This window comes from Pseudomonas entomophila, assembly GCF_018417595.1.
Taxonomy (GTDB): Bacteria; Pseudomonadota; Gammaproteobacteria; order Pseudomonadales; family Pseudomonadaceae; genus Aquipseudomonas; species Aquipseudomonas entomophila_C.
The window spans coordinates 4,134,110-4,150,266 of sequence record NZ_CP070982.1; the positions used below are offsets into that span (position 1 = coordinate 4,134,110).

At 65.0% G+C, this 16,157-nt stretch carries 18 protein-coding genes; 3 read left to right on the forward strand and 15 right to left on the reverse strand.

Annotation, left to right across the window (positions count from 1 at the left end):
- Positions 1 to 18: 18 nt before the first annotated feature.
- The 11 genes from JYG34_RS17915 to ccmA form a co-directional block, all read right to left on the reverse strand.
- Positions 19 to 957, reverse strand: coding sequence for a 2-hydroxyacid dehydrogenase (locus tag JYG34_RS17915; protein ID WP_213657690.1), 939 nt, complete (start codon positions 955 to 957; stop codon positions 19 to 21).
- 87 nt (positions 958 to 1,044) lie between these two features.
- Positions 1,045 to 1,455 (reverse strand): hypothetical protein, encoded by a 411-nt coding sequence (locus JYG34_RS17920; protein WP_213657691.1) that lies wholly within the window; start codon positions 1,453 to 1,455, stop codon positions 1,045 to 1,047.
- A gap of 12 nt (positions 1,456 to 1,467) precedes the next feature.
- A complete protein-coding gene (gene ccmI, locus JYG34_RS17925) occupies positions 1,468 to 2,655 on the reverse strand; it encodes a c-type cytochrome biogenesis protein CcmI (RefSeq protein ID WP_213657692.1) in 1,188 nt (395 codons plus the stop codon).
- The gene (locus tag JYG34_RS17930) at positions 2,648 to 3,124 is read right to left on the reverse strand and encodes a cytochrome c-type biogenesis protein (RefSeq protein WP_213657693.1); all 477 of its coding nucleotides are present in this window, start codon (positions 3,122 to 3,124) and stop codon (positions 2,648 to 2,650) included. Before JYG34_RS17930 ends, ccmI begins: the two co-directional genes overlap by 8 nt.
- Positions 3,121 to 3,657: a DsbE family thiol:disulfide interchange protein gene (locus JYG34_RS17935; RefSeq protein ID WP_213657694.1), complete on the reverse strand. Its 537-nt coding sequence runs from the start codon at positions 3,655 to 3,657 to the stop codon at positions 3,121 to 3,123. The genes JYG34_RS17930 and JYG34_RS17935 overlap by 4 nt, the downstream gene beginning before the upstream one ends.
- Positions 3,654 to 5,642, reverse strand: a complete 1,989-nt coding sequence (locus tag JYG34_RS17940) for a heme lyase CcmF/NrfE family subunit (RefSeq protein ID WP_213657695.1) — start codon at positions 5,640 to 5,642, stop codon at positions 3,654 to 3,656. Before JYG34_RS17940 ends, JYG34_RS17935 begins: the two co-directional genes overlap by 4 nt.
- Positions 5,639 to 6,094 carry a cytochrome c maturation protein CcmE gene (gene ccmE, locus JYG34_RS17945; RefSeq protein ID WP_213657696.1) on the reverse strand — a complete coding sequence of 152 codons (456 nt, stop codon included), beginning with the start codon at positions 6,092 to 6,094 and terminating at the stop codon, positions 5,639 to 5,641. The genes JYG34_RS17940 and ccmE overlap by 4 nt, the downstream gene beginning before the upstream one ends.
- Positions 6,091 to 6,267: a heme exporter protein CcmD gene (ccmD, locus tag JYG34_RS17950; RefSeq protein ID WP_011534872.1), complete on the reverse strand. Its 177-nt coding sequence runs from the start codon at positions 6,265 to 6,267 to the stop codon at positions 6,091 to 6,093. The genes ccmE and ccmD overlap by 4 nt, the downstream gene beginning before the upstream one ends.
- Positions 6,264 to 7,031: a heme ABC transporter permease gene (locus JYG34_RS17955; protein WP_213657697.1), complete on the reverse strand. Its 768-nt coding sequence runs from the start codon at positions 7,029 to 7,031 to the stop codon at positions 6,264 to 6,266. The genes ccmD and JYG34_RS17955 overlap by 4 nt, the downstream gene beginning before the upstream one ends.
- A gap of 46 nt (positions 7,032 to 7,077) precedes the next feature.
- A complete protein-coding gene (gene ccmB / locus JYG34_RS17960) occupies positions 7,078 to 7,746 on the reverse strand; it encodes a heme exporter protein CcmB (protein ID WP_134693825.1) in 669 nt (222 codons plus the stop codon).
- Positions 7,743 to 8,375, reverse strand: a complete 633-nt coding sequence (gene ccmA, locus JYG34_RS17965) for a cytochrome c biogenesis heme-transporting ATPase CcmA (RefSeq protein WP_213657698.1) — start codon at positions 8,373 to 8,375, stop codon at positions 7,743 to 7,745. The genes ccmB and ccmA overlap by 4 nt, the downstream gene beginning before the upstream one ends.
- Before the next feature lie 245 nt (positions 8,376 to 8,620).
- Between ccmA and JYG34_RS17970 the strand changes: the two genes are divergently transcribed.
- The 3 genes from JYG34_RS17970 (at position 8,621) to JYG34_RS17980 (ending at position 13,344) form a co-directional block, all read left to right on the forward strand.
- Positions 8,621 to 10,183 carry a flagellar hook-length control protein FliK gene (locus JYG34_RS17970; protein ID WP_213657699.1) on the forward strand — a complete coding sequence of 521 codons (1,563 nt, stop codon included), beginning with the start codon at positions 8,621 to 8,623 and terminating at the stop codon, positions 10,181 to 10,183.
- Positions 10,180 to 10,515: an EscU/YscU/HrcU family type III secretion system export apparatus switch protein gene (locus JYG34_RS17975; RefSeq protein ID WP_213657700.1), complete on the forward strand. Its 336-nt coding sequence runs from the start codon at positions 10,180 to 10,182 to the stop codon at positions 10,513 to 10,515. Before JYG34_RS17970 ends, JYG34_RS17975 begins: the two co-directional genes overlap by 4 nt.
- 81 nt (positions 10,516 to 10,596) lie before the next feature.
- Complete coding sequence (locus JYG34_RS17980; RefSeq protein ID WP_213657701.1) at positions 10,597 to 13,344, forward strand: dermonecrotic toxin domain-containing protein; 2,748 nt, start codon at positions 10,597 to 10,599, stop codon at positions 13,342 to 13,344.
- Positions 13,345 to 13,464: 120 nt separating this feature from the next.
- Here the strand turns inward: JYG34_RS17980 and JYG34_RS17985 are convergent, their stop codons facing one another.
- The 4 genes from JYG34_RS17985 to JYG34_RS18000 all read right to left on the reverse strand — a co-directional run bounded on the left by JYG34_RS17985 (position 13,465) and on the right by JYG34_RS18000 (position 16,123).
- On the reverse strand, positions 13,465 to 13,860 hold the full coding sequence (locus tag JYG34_RS17985; RefSeq protein WP_213657702.1) for a DUF2802 domain-containing protein: 396 nt from the start codon (positions 13,858 to 13,860) through the stop codon (positions 13,465 to 13,467).
- 1 nt (position 13,861) lies between these two features.
- Positions 13,862 to 14,341, reverse strand: coding sequence for a chemotaxis protein CheW (locus tag JYG34_RS17990; protein ID WP_213657703.1), 480 nt, complete (start codon positions 14,339 to 14,341; stop codon positions 13,862 to 13,864).
- A gap of 67 nt (positions 14,342 to 14,408) precedes the next feature.
- Positions 14,409 to 15,335: a CheW domain-containing protein gene (locus tag JYG34_RS17995; protein ID WP_213657704.1), complete on the reverse strand. Its 927-nt coding sequence runs from the start codon at positions 15,333 to 15,335 to the stop codon at positions 14,409 to 14,411.
- The gene (locus JYG34_RS18000) at positions 15,335 to 16,123 is read right to left on the reverse strand and encodes a ParA family protein (RefSeq protein ID WP_011534882.1); all 789 of its coding nucleotides are present in this window, start codon (positions 16,121 to 16,123) and stop codon (positions 15,335 to 15,337) included. Before JYG34_RS18000 ends, JYG34_RS17995 begins: the two co-directional genes overlap by 1 nt.
- Between the last annotated feature and the right edge of the window lie 34 nt (positions 16,124 to 16,157).

Genomic DNA, 16,157 nt, shown 5'->3' on the forward strand with positions numbered 1-16,157 from the left:
TGGGTATCGGAAAACGGCTTATCCACGCACAGGGGTCAGCACCGGCTCGCCCGCGAAGAACGCCTGCAGATTGCGCAGGACCAGGGCCACGGTATCACGGGCCGCCTCAGGGGACTGACCCGCGACGTGCGGGGTCAGCACGGTGTTACCCAAGGCCTTGAGTGCATCAGGCACGGCGGGTTCGTCGTCGAAGACGTCCAGCGCGGCGCCAGCGAGCCGGCCCTGGCGCAAAGCGCTGACCAAAGCGTCGGTGTCCACCACGCTGGCACGGGCGATATTGACCAGGTAACCCTCGGCGCCCAATGCCTCGAGCACCTGGGTATCGACCAGGTGGCGAGTTCCGTTGCCGCCAGGGGTAGCGACCACCAGAACATCCACCGCGTCGGCCAAGTGCAGTGGGCTGTCGTACCAGGTGTAGGGTACATCCGCACGCGGGGTGCGGCTGTGGTAGCTGACACTCATGTCGAAGCCAAGGGCGGCACGCCGGGCAATCGCCTGGCCCACCGCGCCAAGGCCGATGATCCCCATGCGCTTGCCGCTGACCGAGGGGCTGATCACCCTATTCCACTCACCGCGGCGGGTGCTGGCATCGGCGCGGGGAATATCGCGCAGCAGCGCCAGCAACAGGGCCATGGCATGGTCGGCGACAGGGCCGGCGTTGGCACCTGCGCCATTGGTGACGGTGATACCCCGGGCTGCGGCGGCGGCCAGGTCGACTTGCTCGTAACCGGCGCCGATCACGCAGATGATCCTGAGGTTGACCAGCGTATTGATCTCGTCAGCAGTCAGGCCCAGCGGACCACGGGTCAGTACGGCGTCGATCTCATGGGCATGGCGGACGATGGCCGCAGCGCGCATCTGCGGTGATGGCGCACGAATCAGCCGGTAGCCGGCCTGCTCCAGCAGGGGAAGGTAATCATCAACGGTTTCCACCAGGACCAGGACTGTCTTGCTCATGCCACCTCCGGCTCAATGCGAAGGGGCATTATGCGCGGGCAGCGCAAGATGGGCTATCCATGCGTGGCCGCGCCCGTCGAGCGAAACCTATTGGGCGAACGCGCGCCCCAGGCCACCCGGCACACCACTGCTGTCGGTCTCCTGCCAGGGCCCATTAGGGCTCAACGACCAGCTCCAACCGTTGTTCCAGCGGTAGTAAGTGCGCTGGCGGTAGAAGGTGTTGGGTTGTTTCTCCAGCACGTACACGCCCATCTTCGGGTCCCAATGGCTGGCACCACCAGGTGGTGGCGCAAAGCTGGCCGAAGTGCGCGGCATGGGTTTGGGCGTCGCAGCCGGCTGGCTCGGCTTGCTGCCCGGCAAGGGCTTGGCCGCCGGCCCTTTGTGCGCGGGCGTGGACTCGATCGGCGGTAGCGATTGCCGCTCGCCTGGCTGATGCACCGTACACGCGGAAAGACCCAGGGCCAGGGTGATCAGGGTCAGGCGGACGGTGCTGTTCATGAGGCTGCTCTCTTATGAGTCGGGGCTGTCGATAATCAGGTGCTGGGGTACTCGCGTATTGGTGGGCAGGGGCGCCCCCTGGGCTTTCCATTCACCACGGGTAGGAACACCGGCGCGCGAGACCCGGGCAACCAATTGGACTTCGGCAAAGTCCGACAGTTTCATTTGCGGCATCATCGCATCGGCATCCGACAGTTCCACCTCGATGGGCAACTGCGCCACCGTGACACGCTTGGCGGCCAAGGGCATGGGCGGGCCATTGCTGGCCCGGGCGAAGATGAACACCGTGTCATCCGGGCGCACCTTGTCCTTGAGCGCCGCAGCCAGTTCGACCCGCACTTTCAGACGCGCCGCCTCGGCCACCTTGCCACCTGAGGCCTTCAGTTTGTCCGCAGCGCGGTCGATACCGCCCTGCAACGCGGCGCGCGAGGCGTCGCCTTCCGGCAATTGAGCCAGCAGGCGTTGCCAGAAATCGATGGCCTCCTGATAGCGCTCGCCCTCGAAGGCGGCGATACCTCGCAGGCCAAGGCTGGTGACCTCCCTTGGGTCGGCCTTGAGCGCTTCGTCGGTCAATGCCAGCAGCTGTGCGTTCCATTGCTTGTCGGCTGCGAAGTACAACGCCTGGGCCCATTGCCCGAGCAGCTCGGGCTGACGCCCGGCCAGGGCCACGGCACGCTCGAAGGCCTTGGCGGCATCCGCCGGGCGCTGATCGGCCATGTACGCCCGACCGAGGAAGTACAACCCTTCGGCGGAGTCCGGCTGGGCCTTCACGGCACGTTCCAGGCGCGCCGTCATTTCCTGCATCGATTGCGGCGCGCTGGCGAATTCCTGGGTCAGCTCGACCTTGTCGGCGGCGCCGAAGTGCAGGTACAGCCCCAGCGCCATGACTGGCACCAGCACCGATGCCAGCAGCGGGACAGCCTTGCCCAGATGGCCTTGAACGGATGCGTCGTTGCGCTCGGTGTCGGCCAGCAGTTCGCGGGCCGCCTCGTCACGGCCCCTGGCCAGTTGCCCGGCATCGAGCACACCCGCCTGCTGCTGGGCTGCCAGTTCGGCGACCCGCTCTTCATAGAGCGCCACATTGAGTGCGGTACGGTCCTGTTCGGCCTGCTGGCGGCGACGGCCGCGCAGGATGGGAATCAACAGGAATGCCAGGGCGGCGAGCAGCAACAGGCCCGCGCTGAGCCAGAATTCAGTCATGGTTGGTTTCTTTTTCCAGCAGTTTGGCGAGACGCTCGCGTTCAGCGGCGGACAGTTCGGGTGTGCCGGCCACGGCCTGGTTGCGGCGGCGGCGGACGATCACCGCCAGCACCACGAAACCACCGGCCAACAGGATGCCCGGACCGAACCACAGCAGCCAGGTACGCCCGCTGAGCGCCGGTTTGTAGCGCACGAAGTCGCCATAGCGGTCGACCATGAAGTCGACGATCTGCGGATTGCTCTTGCCCTCGCCGAGCATACGGAAGATCTCGCGGCGCAGGTCGGCGGCGATCGGCGCGTTGGAGTCGGCGATGTCCTGGTTCTGGCACTTGGGGCAGCGCAGCTCCTTGGTCAGTTGCTGGTACCGCTCACGCTCGGCTTCGTCGCGAAACTGATAGGTGTCGATGGCCGCCTTGGCCACGCCGGCCAGGCTCATGCCCAGCACGGCGGCTGCGAGCCAGCGCTTCATGGCCGGGCCTCGTCGACCAGGCTTTGGTACAGCGGCGCCAGCTGTTCGCGCCAGACCGTGGCGTCGACCACGCCCACGTGCTTGTAGCGGATGATGCCTTTCGCGTCGACCAGGAAGGTTTCCGGCGCGCCGTACACACCCAGGTCCAGGCCCAGCGAGCCTTGCGGGTCGGCGATGTTCAGCTGGTAGGGGTTGTGGAACTCGGCCAGCCATTTCAATGCGGCGGCGTTGTCGTCCTTGTAGTTGACGCCGTGGATCACCACGCCCTGCTCGGCCAGCTGGTTGAGGTAAGGGTGTTCGACCTTGCACGACGGGCACCAGGTACCCCACACATTGACCAGCGCCGGGCGGCCGCTCAGGTCAGCTTGAGTGAGCGTGCGGTCACCTTGCACGGTACCCAGGGAGAAGGCCGGGAACGGCTTGCCGATCATCGCCGAGGGCAACTCGTCGGGCTTGAGGAACAACCCCTTGTAGAGAAAGACCGCCACCAGCAGGAACACCGCCAATGGCACTACCATGATCCAACGCTTCATGCAGTCGCTCCAGACACACCCAGTACATCACGCACCCGGGCTTTGACCTTGACGCGGTAGCGCCGGTCGAGGGCCGCCAGGAAACCGCCCAGCGCGGTCAACAGACCACCCAGCCAGATCCAGCGGACATAGGGTTTGATATGCACCCGCACCGCCCAGGCGCCGTTTTCCAGCGGCTCGCCCAGGGCGACATACAGGTCGCGGGTGAAGCCGGCGTCGATACCGGCCTCGGTCATCATCGATTGCTGCACGGTGTACAGCCGTTTTTCCGGGTGCAGCACGGTCACTTCGCGACCGTCGCGCGAGACACGAACAGTGCCCTTGTCGGAGATGAAATTCGGCCCCTCGAAGTGCTTCGCACCTTCGAACAGGAAGTGGTAGCCACCCAGCTCGACGGCCTCGCCCGGCGCCATGCGCAGGTCGCGCTCGGCGCTGTTGTTGCTCGACAGCACCACCCCCAGGGCGCATACCGCCAGGCCCAGGTGCGCCAGGTGCATACCCCAATAGCTGCGATTGAGACCGGCCAGGCCCTTGACCAGGCCCTTGTGGCGGGTCTTGTCGAGGATGTCGCGCACACCGCTGAGCACCACCCACGCAGCCAGGGCGAACACGCTCAGGATCGGCCAGTCGAAGTCATCGACGATCAACCCGGCAACCGGCGCCAGCACCGCGCTGCCGACCAGCACCGGGGTCATCATGCTCGCAAGCCATTTGCCCGGGGTGTCCTTCCAGCGCACCACTACGCCCACGCCGAGCACCAGCATCAGCAACGCCATCAACGGCAGGAACAGCGCATTGAAGTACGGCGGCCCCACCGACAGCTTGGCGCCGGTCAGAGCATCGAGCACCAGCGGATACAGGGTACCCAGCAGGATCGTCGACGCCGCCACCACCAGCACCAGGTTGTTGGCCAGCAGCAGGGTTTCACGGGACCACAGGGCGAAGCCGACCTGGCTCTTGACCACTGGCGCGCGCAGGGCGAACAGCGTCAGCGAGCCACCGACCACGAACAGCAGGAAGAACAGGATGAAGATGCCCCGCGACGGGTCGGCGGCAAAAGCGTGCACCGAGGTCAGCACCCCGGAGCGCACCAGGAAGGTGCCCAGCAGGCTCAGGGAGAACGCGGCGATGGCCAGCAGCACGGTCCAGCTCTTGAACACACCACGTTTCTCGGTGACCGCCAGCGAGTGGATCAGCGCCGTGCCCACCAGCCAGGGCATGAACGAGGCATTTTCCACCGGGTCCCAGAACCACCAGCCGCCCCAGCCCAGCTCGTAGTAGGCCCACCACGAACCCAGGGTGATGCCCACGCCGAGAAACGCCCAGGCAACGATGGTCCAGGGCCTCGACCAGCGCGCCCAAGCGGCGTCGAGACGACCGCCCAACAAGGCGGCAATGGCGAAGGCGAAGGCCACCGAGAAGCCCACATAGCCCATGTACAGCATCGGCGGGTGGACGATCAGGCCGAAGTCCTGCAACAGCGGGTTGAGGTCGCGACCATCACCCGGAACCTGCGGCAGCAGGCGCGAGAACGGGTTGGAGGTGATGATCAGGAAGCTCAGGAAACCCACGCTGATCATGCCCATCACCGCCAGCACCCGGGCCAGCATCACCTGCGGCAGCTGGCGCGAGAACACCGAGACGGCGAAGGTCCAGCCACCGAGGATCAGTGCCCACAACAGCAGCGAGCCTTCGTGGGCGCCCCACACCGCGCTGAACTTGTAGTACCAGGGCAAGGCGCTGTTGGAGTTGCTGGCAACATACTGCACCGAGAAGTTGTCGGTCATGAAGGCATGTGTGAGGCAGGCGAAGGCGAAAGCGAGGAAGGCGAACTGCCCCCAGGCAGCCGGACGCGCCAGGCTCATCCACAGCGAATCGCCACGCCAGGCGCCCAGCAACGGTACCGTGGCTTGCACGGCGGCGAAGCAGATGGCCAGGATCATCGACAGCTGGCCCAGTTCAGGAATGACCAATGCCGCGTTCATGGCTTGCCTCCTGCGTCGCTGGCGGCCTGGCCGCTTTCCTTGAGCGCCTTGGAGACTTCGGGCGGCATGTATTTCTCATCGTGCTTGGCCAGGACTTCATCCGCTACCACCACGCCGTCGGCATTGAGCTTGCCGAGGGCGACGATGCCCTGCCCTTCGCGGAACAGGTCGGGGAGAATGCCACGGTAGGTGATCGGCACCGACTTGGTGTAGTCGGTGACCACGAAGCGCACGTCCAGCGAGTCTGCCGAGCGCTGCACCGAGCCTTTCTCGACCATGCCGCCGGCACGAATGCGGGTATCCAGCGGCGCTTCGCCGTTGGCGATTTGTGTCGGGGTGTAGAACAGGTTGATGTTCTGCTGCAGGGCGCTCAGGGCGAAGCCCACGGCCACGCCGACACCAACCAGCAGGCCGAGGATAAGGAACAGACGTTTCTTGCGCTGCGGATTCACGGTTTGCTCTCCCGGCGCAGACGGCGCGCCTCTTCTTGCAGGTAGCGACGGCGAGCCAGCAGTGGCGCGGCGACATTGAGCGCCAGCACCGCCAGGCAGATGCCGTAGGCCGACCACACGTACAGGCCATGGTGGCCCATGGCGAGGAAATCACTGAAGGAGGCGAAGCTCATCGCGCAGTCTCCCGACCCAGGCTATTTATCACTTCCTCCCTGACCCAACTGGCACGCGCCTCGCGCTTGAGCACTTCAAGACGCATGCGCAGCAGCAGCACGGCGCCGAAGAAGCAGTAGAAACCCAGCGCCGTGAGCAGCAGCGGCAGCCACATCTCCACCGGCATGGCGGGTTTTTCAGTGAGGGTGAAGGTGGCGCCCTGGTGCAGGGTATTCCACCACTCCACCGAGTACTTGATGATCGGAATGTTGACCACCCCGACGATGGCCAACACCGCGCAGGCCTTGGCCGCACTGTCACGATTGCTGATGGCCTGGCCCAGGGCGATGATGCCGAAGTACAGGAACAGCAGGATGAGCATGGAGGTCAGGCGCGCATCCCAGACCCACCAGCTGCCCCAGGTGGGCTTGCCCCAGATCGCGCCGGTGACCAGCGCCACCGCGGTCATCCAGGCACCAATCGGTGCCGCGCACTGCAAGGCGACATCGGCCAGTTTCATCTTCCACACCAGGCCCACCACCCCGGCCACCGCCAGCAGCACATAGCAGGACTGCGCCAGCATCGCCGCCGGGACGTGGATATAGATGATGCGGAAGCTGTCGCCCTGCTGGTAGTCCTGGGGGGCGAAGGCCAAGCCCCAGGTGATGCCGACCAGCAGCAACAGGATGGCAGCCACGGTCAGCCAGGGCAGCATGCGGCCGCTGATGGCATAGAACCATTTGGGGGAGCCCAGTTTGTGGAACCACGTCCAACTCATTTTCATCAGGGTACATCCAGGGTATTGGCCGGGCTGCGGTGCCCGGGACTCGTTATTCGCCAACGCTGATCTTCAGGCCGGCCGCGATCGCAAAGGGTGCCAATGTCACAGCCAAGGCAGTCAGGCTGGCGAGCCAGAGCAGATGGCCGGTCGCCGGCATATTCTGCAACGCGGCCTGCAACGCGCCACTGCCCAGGATCAATACAGGGATATACAACGGCAGAATCAGCAACGCCAGCAGCAAACCGCCGCGCTTGAGACCGACCGTCAGCGCGGCGCCCACCGCGCCCAGCAAGCTCAGCACCGGCGTGCCCAGCAGCAGCGAAGCCAGCAGGACCGGCAGGCAGCTGGCGGGCAGGCCGAGCATCAGCGCCAGCAATGGCGCCAACAATACCAGCGCCAGACCGGAAAAGATCCAGTGCGCCAGTACCTTGGCCAGCACCAGCATGGCCAGTGGGTGCGGTGACAGCACCCACTGCTCCAGCGAACCATCCTCGAAATCGCTGCGGAACAACCCGTCCAACGACAGCAGCACAGCCAGCAATGCCGCGACCCAGACCAGTCCTGGAGACAAGGTTTGCAACAATTGCGTCTCGGGACCGACCGCCAGCGGGAACAAAGCGACGACGATGGCGAAGAACACCAGCGGATTGGCCAGCTCCGCAGGACGGCGGAACAGCAGGCGCGCCTCGCGGCGCAGCAGAAGAAGGAATACGCTCATGCCGCCCACTGCCCCAGGTTCAGTTCGCGGTAGCCGGACGGCTTGCGCTCGAGGGTGTGGTGGGTGGTCAGCACCACGGTACCACCCTGCTCGCAATGCGCCGCCAGGTGCGTCTCGAGCTGCGCCACACCCTGTTTGTCGAGGGCGGTGAAGGGCTCGTCGAGAATCCACAGCGGTGGGCTGTCCAGGTGCAGGCGGGCCAGGGCGACACGCCGTTGCTGGCCGGCCGACAGGGTGTGACAAGGCACATCTTCGAAACCACGCAGGCCGACAGCCTCCAGGGCGCGCCAGATGGCGTCTGGGCTGGCCGGCTGGTGCAGGGCGCAGAGCCAGGCGAGGTTTTCCTCGGCGGTGAGCAGGTCCTTGATCCCCGCGGCGTGCCCGATCCACAGCAGGATGCTGGCCAGCGCATGACGCTGTTCAGCCAGGGGCCGGCCATTGAACAGGATGCGCCCGGCGGTCGGCTGCATCAGCCCGGCCAGCAAGCGCAGCAAGCTGGTCTTGCCGCTGCCGTTGGGGCCGGCAATCTGAAGCATGTCGCCAGGGCGAAGCTCGAAGTCCAGGTGCTCGAACAACAGTCGCCAGTCGCGCTCGCAGGCCAGGCCCACGGCTTGGAGGTGAAGGGTCACGGTTATGCCTTATGCGGTTGGGCTCATGTCCGGTGTCGCCTGCTTCGCGGGTAAACCCGCTCCTACAGGGATCATGCCGAACCTGTAGGAGCGGGTTTACCCGCGAAGCAGGCGACACTGATCATGAACCTTGTGTCTCAAGTGCCCCTGCTCGCTGCCGTTATACTGGCAGTGGCAGGCGGCGGGCATTATTGCACGCACTGCCCCGCTGCCAAGAGGGCTGGTCCGACAGGTTGTATACAATCATGACTGAAATCAATAGTCTCGGCGCACAAACTGCGCTAGCCCCCCAGGCGACCAAGGCCGCGATGACCGGCGAGCTGCTGCGCCTGCTGCAACCGCAGCCCGGCTTGCTGGCCCAAGGCGAGACAGCGCGCGCCGAGGTCATGTCGATGCGCCAGGTCGGCCCGGACTTCCAGATGTTGCTGCGCCTCACCCAGGCCAACGGCAACCAGACCCAGTTGCAGGCCAGTGCCGGTCAGCCCCTGCCCCCGGGCAGCCAGATCACGGTCAGCCAGACCGAGAGCAACCGCCTGGCGGTCATGGTGCAACAGGTCAATGCCAACAACATCGCCACCCTAACCCGCCTTGATACCAACCAGGTCCCGGTCGGCACACTGCTGCAGGGCAAGGTCCTGACCAGCCAGGCACTGCCACAGAATGCAGGCGAGATCGCCACCTTCCGCTCGCTGGTGAGCCTGCTCAACAGTAGCCAGGCGGGCGCCACCCTGACCATCGACAGCCCACGTCCGCTGCCTGTCGGCAGCCTGCTGAGCGCGTTGGTGCAAGGTGACCAGTCGTTGCGTTTTGTTCCTCTCAGTGGCCGTCAGGATCAATTGGCCATCGCCCAGCAACTGTTGACCCAGCAGGGCCGGCAAGCCTCACTGCCAAGCCTGCTCAACGCCCTGCAGCAAATCGCCACCTCGGACGATGCCGGAACGCAGTTGCGCGCCAGTGCCGAGCGGCTGCTGGCCAGCTTGCCCGATGCCCGCCAGCTGGGCGATGCGAAAAACCTCGCCCAAGCCTTGAACGACAGTGGCGCCTTCCTCGAGGCCAAGCTGTTGGGCGGCCAGGCCAGCGGTGTGACACCGGACCTGAAGGCGCAATTGGTCAGGTTGGTCGCGCAGCTGACCAACCCGATCACCGGCCAATCGCTCCCCCCCGCGCTGACCAGCACCCTGGCCCTGGCGTCGCCCGGTCTCGTCCGAAGCGCCCTGGGCATGCTTGGCCAGGTGACTCCACGCCAGCTACCCGGCGCCTTCCCCCTGCCCTCGCGCCTGCTGCAGAGCCTGGAAAACGAAGGCGACCTGCAGCAGTTGCTGCGCCTGGCCGCCGCCGCTGTATCGCGCTTGCAAAGCCACGCGCTGTCCAGCCTGCAGCAGTCCGGCCCGCTGGAGAACGGCAACCAGCAGACTACCTGGCAAACCGAAATCCCCATTCGCCACGGCCAGGAGTTCATCCCCCTGCAGGTAAAGCTGCAGCGCGAGGAAACACCCGAGCAGCAAGCGGATCGCGAACCAGAAGGTCGTGATCCACTTGAGGCCATGTGGCGCATCGAACTGGCTTTCGACCTGTCTCCGCTCGGCCCCGTGCAGGTCCAGGCACAACTGCTGCAAGGGCGGCTGTCGGGACAACTGTGGGCGGAACAGGAGCAGACTGCGCGCCTGATCGACAGCCAGCTCGGCACGCTACGCGAACGGCTGCTGGCGCGCGGCCTGGATGTCGGCGACCTGGAGTGCCGCCCTGGCACTCCGCCACAAGGCCCACGCACACGCCTGGAACAACGCTGGGTGGACGAAACCGCATGACCTACCAACATCCCCGTCAGGCCATTGCCCTGAGCTACGACGGCCAGCAGGCCCCGACCCTGAGTGCCAAGGGTGACGACGAACTGGCCGAAGCCATTCTTGCCCTGGCCCGTGAACATGAAGTGCCGATCTACGAGAACGCCGAGTTGGTGCGCTTGCTGGCAAGGCTGGAACTGGGCGAGCAGATTCCCGAGGCGTTGTACCTGACCATCGCCGAGATCATCGCCTTCGCCTGGCAACTGCGCGGCAAGGTGCCCGTGGGCTTCGGCGACGAGCCCCCCACCGAGCGCGATATCACTCCCCACCTGCCAGGCCTGCCTTACCGCGACTGATACCGGGCGGTAGCCCGTTGCCGCTGGTGCTCAGGCCGCATCGTTCATGGTGATGACCCATTTCCTTCCTGGGTCACCACCATGAACGCCCGTTACGTCAGCACTGCCGGTGTGCGCTATGTCAGCGACCACCTCAAGGACTTCCCGCGCCCCGACCGCGCCGCGGCCACGGCCATCCGCGACTGGGCCGCTCGCCGCGGCCAACCCCTCGACCCCGACCGCACCGATGTAGTCGTGCTGCACCATCAATGGCGCAACGGCGTTGGCGAGGTTGGGGTCGTGGTACAAAAAATGACGCTCACCCAGGCAGTGCTGGCCAACTGGCAGGGCGAGTCGAGCAACAACCTGCTCGACGCGGCCGTGGGCAGGCCCTGGGCGGGGAGTTTTCCTGACAGCCAACGCATCACCCTGGTCGACCGGCTTGATCCACCGGGCCTGTCCTACAACGGTAGCGGCTACATCACCTACAACGGCCTGTTCCGCCAGACCGTCCCCAGCGAATACAGCGCCCGAACGCATGTAGCGTTGGCCGCGGAAGACTTCCAGCATTTCATCTGGGAGCTCGACTTCCACAGCACCTACAAGGCCATGCTGGACAACTACTGGCGTAAGCGTGCGGCGAGCCATCGGCTGGCGACGAAGATCGCCTTCATCACCGCCTGCAATCGCCAGGTCGCCGAAGGCAGCCTCGACGACCAGGCGCGTCGGCTCGCCTGGCGCGCGGCGGGACTGGAACAGGCTCCCCAACCACTGCAGATGCGCTTTCTGAACATCTATGGCTATGCCGCCACCGACCTGCTGCAGATCAGTGACCCCGCAAGCGGCCTGACCCTGCTCTACATCCCGGGCAATGCCGCCCCGCTGCATAGTTTCGCCAGCCCCACCGCGCTGCAGGACTGGGTCGCCAGCCAGTGCCGCAACCCCGATACCCGCGCGGCCTTGCAACAGCACTTCGCCCTGGCCGATATGCCCGACGGCCTCGACTTCAGCGGCCTGGCCACCGCGCTGGACGGGCTTGGCGCGTACCCCGCCCTCAACCACTTGTCCAGCAACCGGCCAGGGTTCACCGCCGAAGGCGTTTGGCATCCGCACACCTACGTCAACTACAAGCCCGACCAGTACAGCCCGCTGATCGAGGGCGAACTGTTCCTGGCCCTGACCCATCAGCAACGCAAGCGCAGCTACGAAGACGCCGATTACCGCATCACCGGTAATGGCGAAGTGACCAAGGCCCGCTGGCGCGGCTACCTGAACTCGGCGATCAACCTGCTCGCGCCGCTGGCCATCGTCGTGCCGGAACTGGCGCCGATCTTTGCCGTGGGCGGCATCGCCCAGTTCGGCCTGGGCCTCGATCAGGCGATCAATGGTCACGGCCAGCAGGAGCGCGCCGCAGGCGTGGACACTGCTACCTTCGGGCTGCTCAACGCCCTGCCGCTGGCACATGCAGGCCTGAACCGCAGCTCGGCGCTGTTTCGGGCCAAAAATGAAGGGTTCGTGATGCCCCAGGAGGTCAATGGACACCTGGGGTATCCGCTGAGCCCCGTTTCACCGCCGCATCTGCCTGTCGACGAGGTCGCGCCTTACTTCCATATCCCCGACGCCATTCCAGCAATGCCGGGGGCCGATGCAGCCACCTACGAAGCCATCAACCGAGTGCCCCGCTACGATGGAACGCCCGACTTGCTAACGGCCTCTGTGGATGGCTACAACGCCGAGATGGTCTACGACCTGGAGAGCGACAGCTTCATATTCGAGGGGGACCTCAACGAAGTCGACCCACTCCATTACATCCCACAGGCCGGCAGGCGCGACCTGCTGCCAGTGAATCTGCGCAACCGGGTCGTCACCGACCCTATGCGCATGGCTACCCTGCGCGCACTCGGTGTGGACCTGCATCTGCCCGTGGCGATACCTGATGTGCCAACAAGCGGTATCAGTCCGGTTCCACGGCAATTTCTCGGCCTCTGGGTAGGCGACAAGGTCATCGACTCGCCATTGCTGACCAACCTGGGCAATAACGCCGAACGCCTGAACGGCACCACGTACAACCTGCGCCTTTACCTCTCCAAGGCCAACGCTGACGCTTACGCCGAAAACCTGCGCCTGCTGGGCATCCATGCACCAGGCATCCAGGTGCTGCCCCTGGAAGAACAAGCATGGTTCATCCGTTTGCGCGACGGCCCATACCATGCCCAGTATCAAGCCGCGATTGTCGGCGGCAATTTCTCGTCGGCCTCGGACGTTCTGCGTTATCCGCTGCTGCACAGTGAGGGCGGCATCTACATCGACGTGGACGACAGCCTGCTGGCCGTGGGTGAACATCCCTATGTCGCCGCGGGCCAACCGCTCGGCGCCCCGGGCGAAGCCATCGAACAGGTCGATTTGAGCACCAGCAACGACGGGTTGCTGCTGTTCCCACCAATGTCCAACGAAAAGCTCGGCATGAACTGGCAGTTCAATACCAGCGTAATCGGCAGCCATGCCGGCAACCCGACATTGCTGGCGATCAGCGAGGAAATGCATAGCCGCTATCTTGCCGAACCGGGCTTCTATGACCGCCAGCCCAGCCTGCGGCAAGACCCGCAGGGCTTCTATCGCTATGCCGCCAACCTCAACCGCCTCACCGGCCCCGGACTGCTGACCGACGTAGTCGATCAATACCTGCCGGCGCTGAAGCTCCTGAGGCAAATCATCAACCTGTACCAGATGCCCCGCATCAACGCGGGCCTTTACGTGGATATGGATCGCTTTCGGGCAGCCTCGCGGCAACTACTGCCGTTCAACCGCCTGGTGCGCGTCGGTGGCAATCACTCATGGGCCAAGCCCTGAGGCACAGGGGCCACTCACGCGATCGCGCGACCAAGCATTGGGATGCGCAATCAAAGTCGACAACGAACATTCGTGGTTGAAATCCTGACGAAAACCGGGCGACTTGCGTCGCCCGGTTCATCACTCACCGCGATGCAGCTTGCTCATCAGTTGCGCCTCGGCCTGGGTCAACCCGCAGGTCTGGGTCAGCTCCTCGACGCTTGCCCCCATCCCCACCAGCTTGGCCGCCTGGGTGAAGGTGACGCTGTTGGGGTCACGTTGCTCCAGTTGCTGGAGCTTCTCGGGCAGCGGCGCGACCACCGCGCGCAACTCATGGATGGCTTCGCCCATGCGCACGGTACCGTTCTGGTAGTCGTCCAGGCGCTTGGCCAGGTCCTTGATGCGCTGGTCGCGCAGGGCGTCGCCCTGGGCCTGCTGGGCGGCCAGCTCACGCTGGCGCTTGCTGTAGTTGAGGAAGAACCACAGGCTCAGCGCCCAGAGCAGCGCCAGGAAGATGACAGCAACCTCGAAGATCAACTCAGATGTTCTCCAGCTCGGACCACTCTTCCTCGGTCATCATCTTGTCCAGCTCGACCAGGATCAGCAGCTCGCCATTCTTGTTGCACACACCCTGGATGAACTTGGCCGACTCTTCGTTACCAACGTTCGGCGCGGTCTCGATCTCCGACTGACGCAGGTAGACCACTTCAGCGACGCTGTCGACGAGGATGCCGACCACCTGCTTGTCCGCCTCGATGATGACGATGCGGGTGTTGTCGGTGACTTCGGTGGACATCAGGCCGAAACGCTGGCGGGTGTCGATCACCGTCACCACGTTGCCGCGCAGGTTGATGATGCCCAGCACGTAGCTGGGGGCGCCCGGAACCGGGGCGATCTCCGTGTAGCGCAGGACTTCCTGCACTTGCATGACATTGATGCCGTAGGACTCGTTGTCCAGACGGAAGGTTACCCACTGCAGGATCGGATCTTCGGAACCTTGTGCAGACGACTTTTTCATTCCCCTAGCCCTCTAAACCCGCCATCGGCGGTGTGCTCTGTATTGCCGCGGCAGTAGCGGCGTTGATTCAGTTGTGTTTGGTGTTCATCTGCTTGACGGCGCCGCTGGCGATCAGTTCGGCCAGCGCGGCGACATCCAGCAGCGCGCACATGTGCTCGATCACCGTGCCGGCCAGCCAAGGGCGTTGGCCACGCTGGCTGCGCCACTTGATCTCGTTCGGGTCCAGGCGCAGGGAGCGGCTGACCTGATGCACGGCCAGCCCCCATTCGTAGCCCTGGACGGAAATCACGTATTGCAGCCCCTGGCGAAAATCATCGCGGTAACGGTCGGGCATGACCCAGCGTGCGGTATCCAGCACCTTCAGGTTGCCGGCCTGGCAGCTGAGGATGCCAAGGAACCAGTCCGGCTGGCCGAACAATGGCGTCAGCTCCTGGCCGGCCAGGCTGTAGATCGAGCCCAGGCACACCAGCGGCACCGCCAGGGTGAGCCCGGCCACATCGAACAGCAGGCATTCGAACGGCTCGGCCGCCCAGTCCGGGCGACCATCGACCGTGGCGGGCGGCACCGGTGCCGCTGGCGCAGGCAAGTGGACATCGACCAGCGGCGCGACGGGCTCGGCGGCGGGCACTTCGGTCAGGACCGGGATGCTGGCCTCGGCCACTACCTCAGTGTCGACCACACTGACGACCGGCTCAGGCACTGGCTGTACCGGTGGCAGCACGGTAGGCAGCACCTTGGCCTGGGGCTCGGCGAACGGCCGTGCCGCCACCGGCGCCGGGCTGGCGTGGCGCTTGGCATCCAGGGCCTGCTCTTCGCGGACCGCGGCCTCGAACTCGTCGCTGGGGGCCTCATCCGCCTCACCTGCCTCGTCTGCCGTCACGGCTTCAGGCGATTCGGGCAGGTCGAGGGTCTCGGTAGCCTCCTGCAACAGGCCGTCGAGGTAGGACTGCAGGGCCAGTTGCGGCTTGCTGGTGATGTGCGGTGCCGAGTTCATCAAGCCACCTGCAGCGCGGAACGGTAAGTGAGCAGATGCTTGAGCAAAGCCCGGTAGGCGACCACACCACGGCTCTTGCCGTCGAACTGCGACGGTGTGACACCGTTGCGGCTGGCGTCACGCAGGCGCGTATCGACCGGAATGTAGCCCTGCCAGACCTGGTCGCCGTAGGTGTCGCGCAGCACCTTGAGGGTGCCCAGCGAAGCCTGGGTTCGGCGGTCGAACAGGGTCGGGACGATCTGGTATGGCAAGGCTTGCTTGCGCGAGCGGTTGACCATGGCCAAAGTACCGACCATGCGCTCCAGGCCCTTGACCGCGAGAAATTCGGTCTGCACCGGGATCACCAACTGCTGGCTGGCGGCCAGGGCGTTGACCATCAACACACCCAGCAAGGGCGGGCTGTCGATCAGGGCGAAGTCGAAATCCTGCCACAACTGCGCCAGACTCTTGGCGATCACCAGGCCCAAGCCACTCTGGCCTGGCGACTGGCGCTCCAGCACGGCCAGCGCGGTGCTCGACGGCAGCAGCGAGATGCGCTCGTCGCTGGTGGGCAGCAGCAGCTGGCCCGGCAAGCCCTCGGGCACCGTGCCCTTGTGCAGGAACAGGTCGTAGCAGCTGTGCTCGAGCGCGTCGGGGTTGTGCCCGAAGTAGCTGGTCATCGAACCGTGCGGGTCGAGGTCGACAACGACCACGCGCTTGCCCGCCTCGGCCAGCAGGCCAGCGAGGGCGATGGTGGTGGTGGTCTTGCCGACGCCACCCTTTTGATTGGCTACTGCCCAGACTCTCATCGTGCGTTGCTTCCTCCCGGTATGGCCGACAGCC

Excerpts from the sequence above, each read along its gene's own strand:
- JYG34_RS17915 (WP_213657690.1), bottom strand. The coding sequence starts at position 957 with ATGAGCAAGACAGTCCTGGTCCTGGTGGAAACCGTTGATGATTACCTT.
- JYG34_RS17955 (WP_213657697.1), bottom strand. The coding sequence starts at position 7,031 with ATGAAAATGAGTTGGACGTGGTTCCACAAACTGGGCTCCCCCAAATGG.
- JYG34_RS17970 (WP_213657699.1), top strand. The coding sequence starts at position 8,621 with ATGACTGAAATCAATAGTCTCGGCGCACAAACTGCGCTAGCCCCCCAG.
- JYG34_RS17940 (WP_213657695.1), bottom strand. The coding sequence starts at position 5,642 with ATGAACGCGGCATTGGTCATTCCTGAACTGGGCCAGCTGTCGATGATC.
- ccmD (WP_011534872.1), bottom strand. The coding sequence starts at position 6,267 with ATGAGCTTCGCCTCCTTCAGTGATTTCCTCGCCATGGGCCACCATGGC.
- JYG34_RS17975 (WP_213657700.1), top strand. The coding sequence starts at position 10,180 with ATGACCTACCAACATCCCCGTCAGGCCATTGCCCTGAGCTACGACGGC.
- ccmI (WP_213657692.1), bottom strand. The coding sequence starts at position 2,655 with ATGACTGAATTCTGGCTCAGCGCGGGCCTGTTGCTGCTCGCCGCCCTG.
- JYG34_RS17995 (WP_213657704.1), bottom strand. The coding sequence starts at position 15,335 with ATGAACTCGGCACCGCACATCACCAGCAAGCCGCAACTGGCCCTGCAG.
- JYG34_RS17990 (WP_213657703.1), bottom strand. The coding sequence starts at position 14,341 with ATGAAAAAGTCGTCTGCACAAGGTTCCGAAGATCCGATCCTGCAGTGG.
- ccmB (WP_134693825.1), bottom strand. The coding sequence starts at position 7,746 with ATGAGCGTATTCCTTCTTCTGCTGCGCCGCGAGGCGCGCCTGCTGTTC.
- JYG34_RS17930 (WP_213657693.1), bottom strand. The coding sequence starts at position 3,124 with ATGAAGCGCTGGCTCGCAGCCGCCGTGCTGGGCATGAGCCTGGCCGGC.
- JYG34_RS18000 (WP_011534882.1), bottom strand. The coding sequence starts at position 16,123 with ATGAGAGTCTGGGCAGTAGCCAATCAAAAGGGTGGCGTCGGCAAGACC.
- JYG34_RS17920 (WP_213657691.1), bottom strand. The coding sequence starts at position 1,455 with ATGAACAGCACCGTCCGCCTGACCCTGATCACCCTGGCCCTGGGTCTT.
- JYG34_RS17935 (WP_213657694.1), bottom strand. The coding sequence starts at position 3,657 with ATGAAGCGTTGGATCATGGTAGTGCCATTGGCGGTGTTCCTGCTGGTG.
- JYG34_RS17980 (WP_213657701.1), top strand. The coding sequence starts at position 10,597 with ATGAACGCCCGTTACGTCAGCACTGCCGGTGTGCGCTATGTCAGCGAC.